Here is a 13,816-nt window from a genome sequence, read left to right as displayed (position 1 = left end):
CGAAGAAAGGGGACGTCAGCGCGTCGTGGAGGGCGGAGCTCGTGCGGGGGTCCGGCGCGCGACCGGCCGGGGTGCCACGGCGTGCGGCACGGGCGCGGCCATGACGGGCCGCGTGCCCGCGCCCGGCTCGTCGGCGGAGACCGGCGCCGCCGGCCACATCGGCACGGCGGGCGCGCCGCCGCCGGAGGCGTGGAAGGGCGGCGGGACGGAGTGCAGGCGGGGCGGGACGGCGTCCGGCCGGTCCTGCGCGACGGGCGCATCCCACAAGGCCACCGATGCCGCGGCGATGGACGGATGCACGCCGTTGGGAGCCGGACTCAGCAGAAAAACCGACATCACCAGGAGCAGAACGGCGGGCAGTCTCCTGCGCACGTCTCCTCCTGATCGGCTGGCGGCCTCAACTACCACCGTCTACAGCAGACGATGTCGCGTCCGGCGGTCGGTAGGTCGCCGGGTGAGCCCCTGGTGCCGGCCGTCGGGCATGATCCGGGGCCGGGGTTTGGGCGGTAGGTGGCTATTGGGCGCCACCGTACCTTGCTGTGGGTGTTCCTGCACCCACGAACGCACGCCGGGCGACGTACGCGGAGCCGCCACGGCCCGTCGCCTGCCTGGCGGGCGGTGAAAACGGGTGGGCATGCCTTTTGTCGTGGTCTGGGCTATGGTCGGGCTTATGACGGGGCCATGGAGGACATCCAGAGGGTCCATCGCGCTGGTCGGCGTGATGGGCCTGGTCCTGTTGTCCTTGCTGCTGGCCGGTTTCTCCCGGCAGTGGAGCGGCGTGGGGACGGACCTTCGCGGGGTGTCCTCCAGCACGTCATGGAACCTGGACGCCTGGGACACGGAGCTGCCGAGCCTTCCGCCGCAGGCCGCCGGCACCCGTGAACACCATGTGCTGTCGCTGTGGCCACCGCTGCGCGGCGAGCGCGACGGCGAGGCCGCCCATCCATCGCTGCAGGCGTCGCCGCGTTCCGGCACGGACGCCGTCCGTGATCCCCAGCAGTTCGCGCACCGCACCGCGGGGTCGCGCAGCCCGCCGCTGACCTAGCCGACGCCTTCTCGTCCCTTCCGGTGTCTCCGGCCGTTCCGCGTGCCGTGGGGCCTGGCCGCGCATGCCGCGGCCTCGCGCCCGCCCGTGGCCGGAGTCGTCGCCGCGGCCACTCCCGCATGCCGGAACGCTTCCGCATGCCGGACGAGGCCGGGCCCTGTCACGGGCGCACGCTAGGAGCCGATCCTGTCATGGCCAACGTCACATCTGTCCACGTCCATCTGCGCAACTACGAGCGGCATCTGGCGCGACTGGAGGAACTGCGCGGACTGCTGCACGACCAGCTCGCCACCGCCGTCTCGCAGGCGCGTCCGGCGGCCGGCTCCGCCCACCGGGCCGTCGCGCGCGGGCGCGTCGCCGCCATCGAGGCCGCGCTGGAGCGCATGAACCGCGGTCGCTACGGCATCTGCGGGCGCTGCGGCGCGTTGATCCCGTTCGAGCAGCTGCGGCGCCGGCCCGAACGATCCGCCTGCGACGGCTGCGCCGGCGCCCGTCACCAGGGGGCGCCGGCATGACGGCCCCACGACGCCCCCTGCCCTCCCACGACGGACAGAGCCGGCTCACACGCTCCACAGGACAGGCCGAACCAGCCCTCCCAGCTCCGCACGCCGAGCCGGCCGTTCTCGCGCGGCACGCCGAGTCGGTTCTTCCGTCGCGGCACGGCGAGCTGCGCGGGGCGGCCGGGGACGGCTCCGAGGGTGTCCGCGCGCAGGCTGCCGGGCCCGTCCATGGCGCCACAGGGACGCAGGGTCGGTCCTTCGTGGCGTTGGATCTCGGGACGGCGCGTACCCGGTCGTTGTCGTCGGGCGGGTTCGCCATCGCCGACCGATCGTCGGTCGTCCGGCGGGCCGGTATCGGCGTGGAGGGCCAGGTGCGGCCGATCCGGCACGGCGTGGTCACCGACCCGGAAGCCTGCCTGCGCCTGCTGCGCCTGGTGATGCAGGACGCCATGGTGTCGGGCGTCCGGCCGGTGGAGCGGGTGCTGGCCGGGGTGCCGGTGGCCGCGTCGCCGAATGATCGCCGGACGCTGCACGCCGCGGTGGCTCAGGCGGCCGGGTGCGCCGTGACGCTGGTGGACGGGCCGCTGGCCGCGGCCGTCGGCGCGGGCCTCGACGTGGCGGGTCCCCGGCCGTCGCTGCTGCTGGACGTGGGCGCGGGCATCGTGGAGGCCGCCGCCATCCGCGACCGTGTGATCATCGACGCGGCCGCACTCCAGCTCAGCGCCACGACCAGCGCCGGCCTGCCCGCCTACGCGCTGGACGGCGTCGTCGCCATGACGACGGGCTTACTGCGCCGGTTACCCGATCACCTACGCCAGGCCGTCCGCGCGGGCGGCCTGGTGGTCACCGGCGGCGGCGCCCAGCAGGCCGAACTGCTGCACCGCCTGCGGACGGCGTTGCGCATGCCCGTCAGCCCCGCGCCGGATCCCCAGCACGCGACCATCCGCGGCCTGACCCGCCTGTGCCTGCAACCGGCCCTGGCAGCCCAGCTCACCAGCCACGGCCACTGACCGGCAAGACCACCGATCCGCGACATGACCACCGATCCCGCCGATCACCGATCGCGCACGGCCGCCGGCTCAGGCCGCCCGCCGCTGGGTCACCGCTGCCCTTGAGCAGCCCCTGCCCGGGGCGGCCGCCGACTCGGGCGGCTCGTGTGCCGAGCAACGTCAGACTTTGAGAGAGGAACGTTCGCCATGACCGACATTTGCAGGTACTCGTCGCACCTGAGCAGTGTGCAGTTGCAGGCGCTGCGTCAGGACTTGGAGGAGCAGCTGGAGCGGCGCAGCCGTCAACTGCTCGGGCTGCGGGCCGAGGCGCGGACCGGCAACGGGGCCGATGACACCTGGCGCGAGCTGCTCGTCTCGCTCACCGCGGCCGACCGGGCCATCGCCGAGCTGACCCAGGCCCTGGACCGGATGACCGCGGGCACGTACGGCCGCTGCACCCACTGCGAGACCGTCATCCCCTTCGAACGCCTCAAGATCCGCCCCCTGGCCCGCTGCTGCATCGACTGCCAGCGCCGCTACGAAGCCGCCTGACCCTCGACGAGCGCGCGGCCGGAGGGAGCGGTTGCCCACTCGTTGCGTCCGCGCGCGCATCATCGATCGACCCGGGCGAAACGCGGACGAGCGCGTCCCGATGGTGAAGGGACGCGCTCGTGGATAGTGGTGCGCCGCCAGGGACTCGAACCCCGGACCCGCTGATTAAGAGTCAGCTGCTCTGACCAACTGAGCTAGCGGCGCGACAAGCAGGACAAGATTAGCGCACTCGGGCGGGGGTGGCGTACGGGTTGGAGGGTTAGGCTAGAACATCGTTCGGGGCGAGGACGGGAGTGCCGATGGGGTCGTGGTTCGCGTCGCCCGCCGACGCGCGGGAGCGGCTGGGCGCGGCGGGATATCTCGCCGGGGACGGTGTGGCGACGCCGGTCTTCCTGGCGGCGGCCCTGGAGAAGCCTCTGCTGGTCGAGGGGCCGGCGGGGGTGGGCAAGACCCAGCTCGCCAAGGCGGTCGCGGAGGTGTGCGGGGCCGAGCTGATCCGGCTCCAGTGCTACGAGGGGCTGGACGAGGCACGGGCGCTGTACGAGTGGAACTACAAGAAGCAGTTGCTGCGCATCCAGGCCACCGGCGACCAGGGGTGGGAGGAGACGCAGCAGGACATCTTCGGCGAGGAGTTCCTGCTGGAACGGCCCCTGCTGCGGGCGATACGCCGTGACGCCCCGGCGGTGCTGCTGATCGACGAGGTGGACAAGGCCGACGTCGAGGTGGAGGGCCTGCTGCTGGAGATCCTCTCCGACTACCAGGTGACGATCCCGGAGCTCGGGACGATCACCGCGGTCCGCAGGCCGTACGTCGTGCTGACCTCGAACGCGACGCGCGAGCTGTCGGAGGCGCTGAAGCGGCGCTGCCTCTACCTGCACCTCGGGTATCCCACGCCGGAGCGCGAGCGGGACATCGTGCTCGCGCAGGTGCCCGGCATCGAGGCCGCGCTGGCGGAGCGGCTGGCCGGGACGGTGGCCGTGCTGCGCGCGCTCGAACTGAAGAAGTCGCCGTCGATCGCCGAGACCGTCGACTGGGCGCGCACGCTGGTCGCGCTCGGCCGTGCCGAACTGGACGAGGCGACGACCGCGGGGACGCTCGGGGTGGTGCTGAAGCACGCCTCCGACCAGGCGCGCGCGGCCAAGGAACTGGGCCTGCCGACGGCGTGAGGAGGTGGCCGGGTGGGGCTGCTGGACCGTCACGTGCGGTTCGTGGCGGCGCTGCGGGCGGCGGGGCTGCCGGTGTCGGTCGCCGAGGGCCTGGACGCCGCCCGCGCGGCCGGCGTCGTGGACCTGGCCGCGCGCGAGACGTTGCGGGAGGCGTACGCGGCCACGCTGGTGAAGCGCGCCGCGCACCGGCCCGCCTTCGACACGCTCTTCGACCTGTGGTTCCCGCCCGTCGTCGGCGCCTCGCAGGCCGCCGACGGGATGGACCTGGACCACGCCGAGGTGCCCGAGCTGCGTGAACGGCTCGCCGGGCTGCTGATGGCGGGCGCCGCCACGGCGGGCGACCCGGAGTTCGCCGCGTTCGCCCGCGCGATGGTGGAGCGGTTCGGACGGCAGCCGGCCGCCGCCGGACGCCAGGCGTGGTTCTCCTACCCGGTGCTGCGGGCCCTGTCCCCCGGCACGCTGATGGCCGGCATGCTGCGCGACGTTCTGGCCGGGCAGGAGCGGGGCGGGGCGGCGGAGAAGGTCGCCCGGCGCCGCCTGGAGGACGCCCTCGCCGCGTTCGAGGAGGCGGTGGCCGCGGACGTCCGGCGCAGGATCGCCGAGGAGTCGGGCATCGAGAAGATCGCGCGGTCGGCGGTGCGGCCGCCTCCCGAGCAGGTGGACTTCCTCAGGGCCGCCAAGGCCGACCTGGCCGCGCTGCGCCGCGAGGTGCACCCGCTGGCGCGGCGGCTGGCCACCCGGCTGACCGTCAAGCACAAGACGGGGCGGCGGGGACGGCTGGACTTCCGGCGCACGGTCCGGGCCTCGCTGGCCACCGGCGGCGTCCCGCTGACCACGCATACGCGCCCGCGCCGTCCCCACAAGCCAGAGCTGGTCGTGCTGTGCGACGCCAGCGACTCGGTGGCGGCGTTCTCGCAGTTCACGCTGCTGCTGACGTACGCGCTGCGCGAGCAGTTCGCCAAGGTGCGCGCGTTCGCGTTCGTGGACACGGTGGACGAGATCACGCGGTTCTTCGCGCCGGGCGCCGACGTGGCGGACGCCGTCACGCGGATGACGCGGGAGGCCGACATCTCGCGGTTCGGCCGCAGTGACTACGGGCACGCGTTCGAGCGGTTCGCCGGCAGGTACGGCGAGGCGGTCGGGCCGAAGACGTCGCTGCTGATCCTCGGGGACGCGCGGACGAACCACCGGCCGCCCGCGCTCGCCACGGTGCGGGACCTGGCGGAGCGGGCGCGGCACGCGTACTGGCTGAACCCCGAGCCGCGGGCGCAGTGGGACACCGGCGACTCGGTGGCGTCGGCGTACGGCGGCGTGGTGGAGATGGTCGAGTGCCGGAACGTGGCCCAGCTCGCGGCCTTCATCGAGGACCTGTGACGGGGCCGTCCCCGTGCACGGCGTGGCGGGCCCGGCGCCCGCGTGGGACGCCGGGCCCTCGGGGTCAGGCTTCGCCGAAGCTTTCCAGGTAGGCGGCGTACTGGCGCCGTTCCTCCTCGACGAGGCGGTTGTGGTCGACGTAGACGTGCTCGAACATGGCCATCGGGTCGGGGTCGGGCATCTCCAGGCAGCGCTTGCGCACGTGCCTGCCGAGCTCGTCGGCCTCGGCGTCGACCTCGCGGAAGAACTGGTCGTCGGCCATCCCGCCCGCGGTGATGTGGGCCCGCACGCGCGCGATCGGGTCGCGGGACTTCCAGATCTCCAGCTCCTCGCGCAGGCGGTAGCGCGTCGGGTCGTCGGAGGTGGTGTGCGCGCCCATCCGGTAGGTGTACGCCTCGATCAACGTCGGGCCGCCGCCGGCGCGCGCGTCGGCCAGGGCCTTGCGCGTGACGGCGAGGCAGGCGAACACGTCGTTGCCGTCCACCCGGATTCCGGGGAAGCCGAAGCCGTCCGCGCGGCGGTGCAGGGGGATGCGCGACTGCCGCTCCATCGGCGCGGAGATCGCCCACTGGTTGTTCTGGCAGAAGAACACCACCGGCGCGTTGAACGCGCCCGCCCAGACGAACGCCTCGTTCACGTCGCCCTGGGAGGTGGCGCCGTCCCCGAGGTAGGCCAGGACGGCGGCCTCGGCCTCGTCGCGCTGGACGCCCATGGCGTACCCGACGCCGTGGAGGGTCTGGCTGCCGATGACGATCGTGTAGAGGTGGAAGTTGTGGTCGGCGGGGTCCCAGCCGCCGTGGTTGACGCCGCGGAACATGCCGAGCAGGTCGACGGGGTCCACGCCGCGGCACCAGGCCACGCCGTGCTCGCGGTAGGTGGGGAACGCCATGTCGGCGTCGGTCAGGGCACGACCTGAGCCGATCTGCGCGGCCTCCTGGCCGAGGCACGAGGCCCACAGGCCGAGTTCGCCCTGGCGTTGCAGGGCGACGGCCTCCTGGTCGAAGCGGCGGACGAGGACGAGATCGCGGTACAGGGCGGTGATCTCGGCCGGGGTCAGGTCCAACGGGTAGTCCGGGTGCTCGCCGAGGGTGCCGTCGGGGGCCAGGAGCTGGACGTAGTCGGAGGTGGCCTGCGTGCCCGGGGTGGTCGACTCCATGTGAGCGTGCCTGCCTTTCACTCATCGGTCCCGGCGTGTGCGTCGCCGCAGGGGGTGACCGAGCGAAGCACGGCGGGGAGAGGAGGGCGGCGACGGTGATCGCCGGGCACAAATATAGCCAGGTCTGGCGGAGTGCCGGCGTCGACACCCCTTCTCGTGCGCTCAGAGCATGCGGCGCAGGATGCGCGCGGCGGTGCGGGCGAGCACCTCGACCTGTTCCTCGGTGAGCTCGGCGTGCGCGTCCCCGAGGATCCACTTGGCGGCCCTGCGCGGGCGGAACAGTGTGAGCCCTTCGGCGCCGACCACCCCGTTGACCACGCGCCCGCCGTGGACGACGAGCAGCGGCGTGATCTCGATGGGGACGCCGGACTCCTTGGACAGGATCTCGGCCAGGGACGCCGCCGCCTCCACCAGGGGTTTGGCGACCGAGCCGCCGGACCGCTCGCCGAAGAACAGCTTGCCTCCGTAGGCGGCGATGTCGGTGTCGGGCGGCCACGCCTCGTTGTCGACGATCCAGACGCCGCCCGGCCCGATGACGAGGTGGTCGATGGACGCTTTGCCCGGCACGGCACGGCCGTCGAGGACGCGGTAGCCCTCTCTGCTGAGCTTGCGGCGCAGGAGCCGTCCGGTGCGGGTGGCGCCGCTGCGTTTGCCGCGCCACACGGCGGTGGCCTCGAACATGCGCCAGGAGACGACGGCGTCCGCGACCCAGACCGCGCCGCCGCCGAGGAGCCCGATGAGGAACGGCATCGGGAAGGACCGGTAGAACGAGAGCGCGGTGATGAGCACGAAGCCCGCGCCGGCCATGATGTGACGCCTGCGACGGCGTTCGGACCGGGTCTCGCGCCAGCGGAGCTCGTACATCACCGATGGCGAGCCCCATTTGAACTTGTCGTCCGGCGGCACGTAGATGGACCCATTGGGCACCGGAAACCCCCACGATTTCGGGCTCAGACGGATTACGTTTGTTGGATACCCAACCAGGGGCTCCAACCGTCAAAGGTTACGCAAGTAACCCACTCGCGACACAGCGCGGACGTGACCGATTCCCCCCTTCGGGTGTTATGGGCGGCCCGGTGCGGCGATTGGCACGGCCCGTTAACCGACCACTCAGTACGCTGGGGGACAGGACGTTCAGGGAGGCCTGCGAGATGGCGCGCGACGGGGTACGGCGGGGCGCCGGCGACGGGCCGGGCGGGACGGCGCGCGGCAGGGCGGCGGGCGACGAGCCGGTGCGCGGCAGGCTGCTCGGCGCGGCGACGCGCCTGTTCGCCGACAAGGGCTTCGAGAGCACCTCGGTGCAGGAGATCGTGGCCGCGGCCGGGGTCACCAAGGGGGCGATGTACCACTACTTCGACTCTAAGGACGACCTGCTGCGCGAGATCTACGCCCGGGTGCTGCGCATGCAGACCGAGCGGCTCGACCGGTTCGCCGACGCGCCGGGCCCGGTCGCCGGGCGCGTGTACGACGCGGCCGTGGACGTCGTGGCGACCACCATCGAGAACCTCGACGACTCCAAGATCTTCTTCAGGTCGATGCACCAGCTCGCGCCCGAGACGCGCAAGGCCGTGCGGGCCGAGCGCCGCCGCTACCACGAGCGGTTCCGCGACCTGGTGGCCGAGGGTCAGCGGGACGGGGTCTTCCGCGCCGACGTGCCCGCCGACCTGGTGGTGGACTTCTTCTTCGGCTCCGTGCACCACCTGGGCCTGTGGTACCACGCCGACGGGGCGCTGTCGGCGGTGGCGATCGGACGGCACTTCGCCGACCTGCTGCTCGCCTCGCTGCGCCCCGCCCCCGCGGCCTGACCGGGCTACGCCGCCCTCACGCGGGCCCCGGCAGGTCGGCGAGGACGGCGAGCGCGGCGCGGTGGTCGCCGGGCGTGCCGAGCGCGATCTCGCCGGCCTTGGCGCGCTTGAGGAACAGGTGCGCGGGGTGCTCCCAGGTCATGCCGAGGCCGCCGTGCATCTGCACGCACTCCTCCGCCGCGCGCACCGCGACCGTCCCGCACCACGCCTGCGCGACCGCGACCTCCGTGGCGGCCGCCGTCCCGCGTTCCATGGCGGTGGCGAGGGCGTCGGCGGCGTTGCGCGCGGCGGCGCGGGCCTGCACGATCTCCAGCCACAGGTCGGCGAGCCGGTGCTTCAGCGCCTGGAAGGAGCCGATGGGGCGGGCGAACTGGTACCGCGTCCTGACGTGGGCGAGCGTCGTCTCCAGGCACCATTCGGCCACCCCGAGCTGCTCGGAGGCGAGCAGGCCCGCGCCGAGCTCCAGGGCCGCGCGCAGCGGCGCCGGGCCGTCGGCGACGGGCGTGGCGGGGGCGTCCTCCAGCGTCACGGTGGCGATCGGCCGGGTCAGGTCCAGGGACACGACGGGCTCGACGCGGACCTCCCCCGCCGCGACCGCGTACAGCGCCGTCCCGGCGGGAACGAGCAGCACGTCGGCGGCCTCGGCGCCCGCGACCGCGGTGACCCGGCCGCTCAGCCGTCCCCGGCTCTGGGTCACGGGCCAAGGCGCGTCCGGCGCCCGGTAGGGGGAGGTGGCGAGGGACACGGCGAGCGCCGCCGTGGTGTCGCCCGCCGCGAGCGAGGCGAGAAGCCCGCCCGCCGCCTCCGACTCCGCGCCGAGCAGGGCGCCGGTCGCCAGGACCGCGCTGGTCAGGAACGGGACGGGCGTGACCGCGCGCCCGAGCTCCTCCAGCACGACGGCCGCCTCCCGCGCGGACGCGCCCGCGCCGCCGAACCGCTCGGGGATCAGGAGCCCGGCCGTGCCGATGTCCCTGGCCAGAGCCTTCCACAGGCCGGGGTCGTACGGCGGGGCGCTCTCCACCCCGGCGAGCACGGCGGCGGGAGGGAGCCGGTCGGCCAGCAGGGCGCGGACGGCCGCCCGCAGTTCCTCCTCGACCCCGGAGTACAGCAGCGTCATCGCGGCAGGTCCTTCCAGGGGACGTCCTTGTCGGCGCGGGGTTCCGCGGGCAGGCCGAGCACGCGCTCGGCGATGATGGTGCGCAGGATCTCCGAGGTTCCGCCCTCGATCGAGTTGCCCTTGGCGCGCAGGTAGCGGTAGCCCGCGTCGCGGCCGAAGAAGTCCACCGACTCCGAGCGCCGGAACGTCCAGTCGTCGTAGGCCAGGCCCTCTTCGCGGCGCATCTCGACGTCCAGGCCGGACACCTGCTGGTTGAGCCGCGCGAAGGCCAGCTTCATGCCCGACCCCTCCGGGCCGGGGGCGCCCGCGGCGAGCTGCTCGCGCAGCCGTGCCCCGGCGAGCCGGGTGACCTCCGCCTCGACCCACAGGCCGAGCAGGCGCCGGTGCAGGTCGTGGGTGCGCAGCTCGGGGCGTGCCCGCCAGGCGTCGAGGATCGCGCCCATGACGCCGCCGCCGCGTCCCGCCGACCCGCTGATCGCCACGCGTTCGTTCATCAGCGTCGCCTGCGCGACCCGCCAGCCGTCGCCGGCCTCGCCCAGCCGCAGCGAGTCCGGGAGCCGCACCCCGGTGAGGAAGACCTCGTTGAACTCGGCCTCGCCGGTGATCTGGCGCAACGGGCGCACCTCGACGCCCGGCGCCCGCATGTCGCACACGAAGTAGGTGAGGCCCCGGTGTTTGGGCACGTCGGGGTCGGTGCGGGCCACGAGGAGGGCCCAGCGGGCGTGGTGGGCGGACGACGTCCACACCTTCTGCCCGTCCACCACCCATTCGTCCCCGTCGCGTACCGCGCGGGTGGCCAGGGTGGCGAGGTCGGATCCGGCGCCGGGCTCGCTGAAGAGCTGGCACCAGATCTCCTCGCCCGTCCACAGCGGGCGCAGGAAACGCTCGCGCTGTTCGCCGGTGCCGAAGGCGAGGATCGTGGGCGCGGCCATGCCGAGGCCGATGGCCAGCCGTCCCACGTCGTGCTGCGGGGTCCCGGCGAGCTCGCGGTCGACGACGGCCTGCGCGCCACGGGGCGCGCCGAGCCCGCCGAGGCCCTCGGGGAAGTGGACCCAGGCCATGCCCGCGTCGAAGCGCGCCCTCAGGAACTCCACGGGGGTCATGCTTTCCGGGTCGTGCTCCGCGAGGAACGCGCGGGCCCGCGCGGCGAGGCCCGCCTCATCCAGTGTCACGGGAATCCCTTCCAATCGCTCGGGGACCTCACTCGGCGGGCATGTGCTTCTTCAGCTCGCGGTAGGCGAGCGACCGCTTGTGCACCTCGTCCGGCCCGTCGGCCAGCCGCAGCGAACGGGCCGCCGCCCACAGCCCGGCCAGCGGGAAGTCCTGGCTGACGCCGCCGGCGCCGTGCACCTGGACGGCCTTGTCGAGGATCCACTCCACCTCGCGCGGAGTGGCGATCTTGATGGCCTGGATCTCGGTGTGCGCGCCGCGGTTGCCGGCCGTGTCCATCAGCCACGCCGTCTTCAGCACCAGCAGGCGCAGCTGCTCGATCCTGACCCTGGCCTCGGCGATCCAGTCCTGGACGACGCCCTGCCGGGCCAGCGGCGTGCCGAACGTCGTCCGCCGCAGGGCACGCGCGCACGTCAGCTCGACCGCGCGCTCGGCCATGCCGATGAGCCGCATGCAGTGGTGGATCCGCCCGGGGCCGAGCCTGGCCTGGGCTATGGCGAAGCCGCCGCCCTCCTCGCCGATCAGGTTGCCGGCCGGGACGCGGACGTCCTCGAACAGCAGCTCGGCGTGCCCGCCGTGGTCGGCGTCGGTGTACCCGAACACGCGCATGCCGCGCCGGACGGTCAGGCCGGGGGTGTCGCGCGGCACCAGCACCATGCTCTGCCTGCGGTGCGGCGAGCCGTCCTCGGAGGTCCTGCCCATGACGATGAAGATCGCGCAGCGCGGGTTCATGGCCCCGGAGGCGAACCACTTGCGCCCGTTGATCACGTACTCGTCGCCGTCGCGGACGATGGAGGTGGCGATGTTGGTGGCGTCGGAGGAGGCGACGTCCGGCTCGGTCATCGCGAACGCCGAGCGGATCTCACCGCTCAGCAGCGGCTCCAGCCAGGTCCTGCGCTGCCACTCGGCGCCGAACATCGCGAGCAGCTCCATGTTGCCGGTGTCGGGGGCGGCGCAGTTGGTGGCGGCGGGGGCGATGCGCGGGCTGCGGCCCATGATCTCGGCCAGCGGGGCGTACTGCAGGTTGGTCAGGCCCGCGCCGTGCTCGCCCGGCAGGAACAGGTTCCACAGGCCGCGCCGGCGGGCCTCCTCCTTGAGGTCCTCCAGCAGCGGCGGGGGGCTCCAGCCGCTCTCGGCGGACTGCCGCTCGAACTCCTCCTCCGCCGGGTACACGCACTCGTCCATGAAGGCGGTCAGCCGCGCGCGCAGCTCCTCGGTGGTGGCGTCGAACACGAAATCCATCAGCCCTCCCCGGACTCCAGCGCGCGCAGCCCGTGGGACACCAGCGGGGCGACGTGCCCGCCGATCCCGTCGAAGCCGTCCCCGACCGTGAGACCGCGCGCGTGGCGGACGTGGATGCCCTCGGCGATCACCGCGAGCTTGAAGCAGGCCAGGGCGACGTACCAGCCGAGGCGCGACAGGTCCAGGCCGGTGCCGTGCGCGTACCGGCGGGCCAGTTCGGCGCCGGGCATGTGCTCGCCCGCCCGCGCCGCCTCGCCCATGTCCAGGGCCTCGAACTCGGCGTACAGCAGGAACAGGGCCAGGTCGGTCAGGGGGTCGCCGAGGGTGGACATCTCCCAGTCCAGGACGGCGCGGACCCTGCCGGCGGAGATGATGGTGTTGCCGAGCTTGAAGTCGCCGTGCACGATCGCGTGCCGCTGGGTGACGGGCACCGTGCCGGCCAGCCGGTCGTGCAGGGCGTCCATGCCCGGCAGGTCACGGCCGCGGGAGGCGTCGAGCTGGCGCTTCCACCGGCGCACCTGGCGCTCCAGGAAGCCCTCGGGGCGGCCGAACCCGTCCAGTCCGACGGCCCCGGGATCCACCTCGTGCAGGCGGGCCAGGACGGCCACCAGCTCCGCGTCGATCGCGGGCGTGGCCGGGGGACGGTCGCCCTCGACGTACTCCATCACGTAGAACGGGGCGCCGATGACGTCCGGGTCCTCGCAGAGGTGGTAGGTGCGCGGGACCGGCACGCCGGTGTCGCGCAGCGCCGTCATCACGCGGAACTCGCGGCCCATGTCGTGCGCCGTGGCGAGCACGTGCCCGAGGGGCGGCCTGCGCACGACGTAGCCGCGGTCCCCGTCGCGCACGAGGTAGGTCAGGTTGGACTTCCCGCCGTGAATGACCTCCGCCGTGAGCGGCCCCGCGGCCAGTCCGTGCGCGGCGAGCCGCTCCCCCAGACGTCCGAGGTGCAGCCCCGGCGGGCTCGTCCCGATGTTCGCGGGCATAGCGCTCCCTACTTGTCCGACGCCCGGAGTGTACCGACCGGCCGGTACGCCTGTCAGTACCTACCGCACGACCTTCGGCACGCTCTCACGCGTGCCGCTGGAGAGGTTCGGGCGGCATGCCCTGGGAGTTCAGCATGCCGTGGAGGATCTCGCGCATCGCCGTGCGGAGGTCGTCGAGGCCGGGGGTCGTCCCGGCGCCGGCGATCGCGTCGAAGAGGAGGCCCTCGGCGTAGGCGACGAGACGGTGCCCCTGGCGCGCCGCGTCCGGGGAGCCGGCGGCGGTGAGGACGGCGACGGCCAGGTCGCGGAAGCGGGTGCCCGCCTTGTCGTACACCTCGCGCAGTTCGGGGCGGCGGGTGGCCTCCAGGGCCAGTTCGTAGCGGGCCAGCGTGGTGCGGCGGCCCTCGGTGAGCTGGGCGTGGAGGACGCGGGCGGCCAGGTCGGCGAGCTGGTGGGGGCCGTCGGGCAGAGGGATCGCCTGGGCCGTCCCGGGGGAAAGCGGGGCGAACTGGCGTTCCTCCAGCTCCGTGAGACGGGCGAGGGTGAGGGCGAGCAGGGCCGCGCGGGTGCGGGCCAGGTTGGACGTGGAGCCGAGGGGCAGCCCGGCCTGTTCGTCCACCGCGCGGTGGGTGAGCCCGCGCATTCCCCTTTCGACCAGCAGCGTGATGGCCGCGTCCGCGACGACTTCCTCCCTGCGCATGGCCCCAGACTACA

Annotated in this window: 16 protein-coding genes and 1 tRNA gene; 7 read left to right on the top strand and 10 right to left on the bottom strand. The window is 73.6% G+C overall.

Annotated elements, in window-relative coordinates:
• Positions 1-15: 15 nt before the first annotated feature.
• Entirely contained in the window at positions 16-372 is a 357-nt protein-coding gene (locus BJ982_RS15740; RefSeq protein WP_184880797.1) for a hypothetical protein, read from the bottom strand.
• Between the two features lie 298 nt (positions 373-670).
• Between BJ982_RS15740 and BJ982_RS15735 the strand changes: the two genes are divergently transcribed.
• Together BJ982_RS15735 and BJ982_RS15730 are read left to right on the top strand one after the other, a co-directional pair.
• Positions 671-1,045 (top strand): hypothetical protein, encoded by a 375-nt coding sequence (locus BJ982_RS15735; RefSeq protein ID WP_184880795.1) that lies wholly within the window; start codon positions 671-673, stop codon positions 1,043-1,045.
• A gap of 191 nt (positions 1,046-1,236) precedes the next feature.
• Positions 1,237-1,560: a TraR/DksA family transcriptional regulator gene (locus BJ982_RS15730; protein ID WP_184880793.1), complete on the top strand. Its 324-nt coding sequence runs from the start codon at positions 1,237-1,239 to the stop codon at positions 1,558-1,560.
• On the opposite strand, the gene BJ982_RS15725 is transcribed toward BJ982_RS15730, so the two are convergent.
• Positions 1,539-1,775: a hypothetical protein gene (locus BJ982_RS15725; RefSeq protein ID WP_184880791.1), complete on the bottom strand. Its 237-nt coding sequence runs from the start codon at positions 1,773-1,775 to the stop codon at positions 1,539-1,541. The two genes, BJ982_RS15730 and BJ982_RS15725, sit on opposite strands and share 22 nt — an antisense overlap.
• A 30-nt stretch (positions 1,776-1,805) precedes the next feature.
• Here BJ982_RS15725 and BJ982_RS15720 point away from each other — a divergent pair, with 30 nt between their 5' ends.
• Both BJ982_RS15720 and BJ982_RS15715 read left to right on the top strand, forming a co-directional pair.
• Entirely contained in the window at positions 1,806-2,555 is a 750-nt protein-coding gene (locus BJ982_RS15720; protein WP_184880789.1) for a rod shape-determining protein, read from the top strand.
• A gap of 186 nt (positions 2,556-2,741) precedes the next feature.
• Positions 2,742-3,086, top strand: coding sequence for a TraR/DksA family transcriptional regulator (locus BJ982_RS15715; RefSeq protein ID WP_184880787.1), 345 nt, complete (start codon positions 2,742-2,744; stop codon positions 3,084-3,086).
• Between the two features lie 127 nt (positions 3,087-3,213).
• Here the strand turns inward: BJ982_RS15715 and BJ982_RS15710 are convergent.
• Positions 3,214-3,290 (bottom strand) — tRNA-Lys (locus BJ982_RS15710).
• Between the two features lie 95 nt (positions 3,291-3,385).
• Between BJ982_RS15710 and BJ982_RS15705 the strand changes: the two genes are divergently transcribed.
• Positions 3,386-4,252 carry an AAA family ATPase gene (locus BJ982_RS15705; RefSeq protein ID WP_184880785.1) on the top strand — a complete coding sequence of 289 codons (867 nt, stop codon included), beginning with the start codon at positions 3,386-3,388 and terminating at the stop codon, positions 4,250-4,252.
• A gap of 12 nt (positions 4,253-4,264) precedes the next feature.
• Entirely contained in the window at positions 4,265-5,626 is a 1,362-nt protein-coding gene (locus tag BJ982_RS15700) for a vWA domain-containing protein (protein WP_184880783.1), read from the top strand.
• A 64-nt stretch (positions 5,627-5,690) separates the two neighbouring features.
• Here the strand turns inward: BJ982_RS15700 and pdhA are convergent, their stop codons facing one another.
• Positions 5,691-6,782, bottom strand: a complete 1,092-nt coding sequence (pdhA, locus tag BJ982_RS15695) for a pyruvate dehydrogenase (acetyl-transferring) E1 component subunit alpha (protein ID WP_184880781.1) — start codon at positions 6,780-6,782, stop codon at positions 5,691-5,693.
• A gap of 162 nt (positions 6,783-6,944) precedes the next feature.
• A complete protein-coding gene (locus tag BJ982_RS15690; RefSeq protein WP_184880780.1) occupies positions 6,945-7,709 on the bottom strand; it encodes a nuclease-related domain-containing protein in 765 nt (254 codons plus the stop codon).
• A 224-nt stretch (positions 7,710-7,933) separates the two neighbouring features.
• Between BJ982_RS15690 and BJ982_RS15685 the strand changes: the two genes are divergently transcribed.
• Complete coding sequence (locus BJ982_RS15685) at positions 7,934-8,587, top strand: TetR/AcrR family transcriptional regulator (RefSeq protein WP_184880778.1); 654 nt, start codon at positions 7,934-7,936, stop codon at positions 8,585-8,587.
• Between the two features lie 16 nt (positions 8,588-8,603).
• Here the strand turns inward: BJ982_RS15685 and BJ982_RS15680 are convergent, their stop codons facing one another.
• The 5 genes from BJ982_RS15680 to BJ982_RS15660 form a co-directional block, all read right to left on the bottom strand.
• Positions 8,604-9,704 (bottom strand): acyl-CoA dehydrogenase family protein, encoded by a 1,101-nt coding sequence (locus BJ982_RS15680; RefSeq protein ID WP_184880776.1) that lies wholly within the window; start codon positions 9,702-9,704, stop codon positions 8,604-8,606.
• A complete protein-coding gene (locus BJ982_RS15675; protein WP_203959153.1) occupies positions 9,701-10,876 on the bottom strand; it encodes an acyl-CoA dehydrogenase family protein in 1,176 nt (391 codons plus the stop codon). The genes BJ982_RS15680 and BJ982_RS15675 overlap by 4 nt, the downstream gene beginning before the upstream one ends.
• A 28-nt stretch (positions 10,877-10,904) precedes the next feature.
• The gene (locus BJ982_RS15670) at positions 10,905-12,116 is read right to left on the bottom strand and encodes an acyl-CoA dehydrogenase family protein (protein ID WP_184880774.1); all 1,212 of its coding nucleotides are present in this window, start codon (positions 12,114-12,116) and stop codon (positions 10,905-10,907) included.
• On the bottom strand, positions 12,116-13,102 hold the full coding sequence (locus BJ982_RS15665; protein ID WP_184880772.1) for a phosphotransferase family protein: 987 nt from the start codon (positions 13,100-13,102) through the stop codon (positions 12,116-12,118). The genes BJ982_RS15670 and BJ982_RS15665 overlap by 1 nt, the downstream gene beginning before the upstream one ends.
• Before the next feature lie 85 nt (positions 13,103-13,187).
• Complete coding sequence (locus tag BJ982_RS15660; RefSeq protein WP_184880770.1) at positions 13,188-13,802, bottom strand: TetR/AcrR family transcriptional regulator; 615 nt, start codon at positions 13,800-13,802, stop codon at positions 13,188-13,190.
• Positions 13,803-13,816: the final 14 nt, after the last annotated feature.

This window comes from Sphaerisporangium siamense (genome assembly GCF_014205275.1).
Taxonomy (GTDB): Bacteria; Actinomycetota; Actinomycetes; order Streptosporangiales; family Streptosporangiaceae; genus Sphaerisporangium; species Sphaerisporangium siamense.
This window is presented reverse-complemented; position numbering and strand designations above follow the sequence as displayed.

Excerpts from the sequence above, each read along its gene's own strand:
- BJ982_RS15735 (WP_184880795.1), top strand. The coding sequence starts at position 671 with ATGACGGGGCCATGGAGGACATCCAGAGGGTCCATCGCGCTGGTCGGC.
- BJ982_RS15730 (WP_184880793.1), top strand. The coding sequence starts at position 1,237 with ATGGCCAACGTCACATCTGTCCACGTCCATCTGCGCAACTACGAGCGG.
- BJ982_RS15725 (WP_184880791.1), bottom strand. The coding sequence starts at position 1,775 with ATGGACGGGCCCGGCAGCCTGCGCGCGGACACCCTCGGAGCCGTCCCC.
- BJ982_RS15715 (WP_184880787.1), top strand. The coding sequence starts at position 2,742 with ATGACCGACATTTGCAGGTACTCGTCGCACCTGAGCAGTGTGCAGTTG.
- BJ982_RS15705 (WP_184880785.1), top strand. The coding sequence starts at position 3,386 with ATGGGGTCGTGGTTCGCGTCGCCCGCCGACGCGCGGGAGCGGCTGGGC.
- pdhA (WP_184880781.1), bottom strand. The coding sequence starts at position 6,782 with ATGGAGTCGACCACCCCGGGCACGCAGGCCACCTCCGACTACGTCCAG.
- BJ982_RS15685 (WP_184880778.1), top strand. The coding sequence starts at position 7,934 with ATGGCGCGCGACGGGGTACGGCGGGGCGCCGGCGACGGGCCGGGCGGG.
- BJ982_RS15680 (WP_184880776.1), bottom strand. The coding sequence starts at position 9,704 with ATGACGCTGCTGTACTCCGGGGTCGAGGAGGAACTGCGGGCGGCCGTC.
- BJ982_RS15670 (WP_184880774.1), bottom strand. The coding sequence starts at position 12,116 with ATGGATTTCGTGTTCGACGCCACCACCGAGGAGCTGCGCGCGCGGCTG.
- BJ982_RS15665 (WP_184880772.1), bottom strand. The coding sequence starts at position 13,102 with ATGCCCGCGAACATCGGGACGAGCCCGCCGGGGCTGCACCTCGGACGT.
- BJ982_RS15660 (WP_184880770.1), bottom strand. The coding sequence starts at position 13,802 with ATGCGCAGGGAGGAAGTCGTCGCGGACGCGGCCATCACGCTGCTGGTC.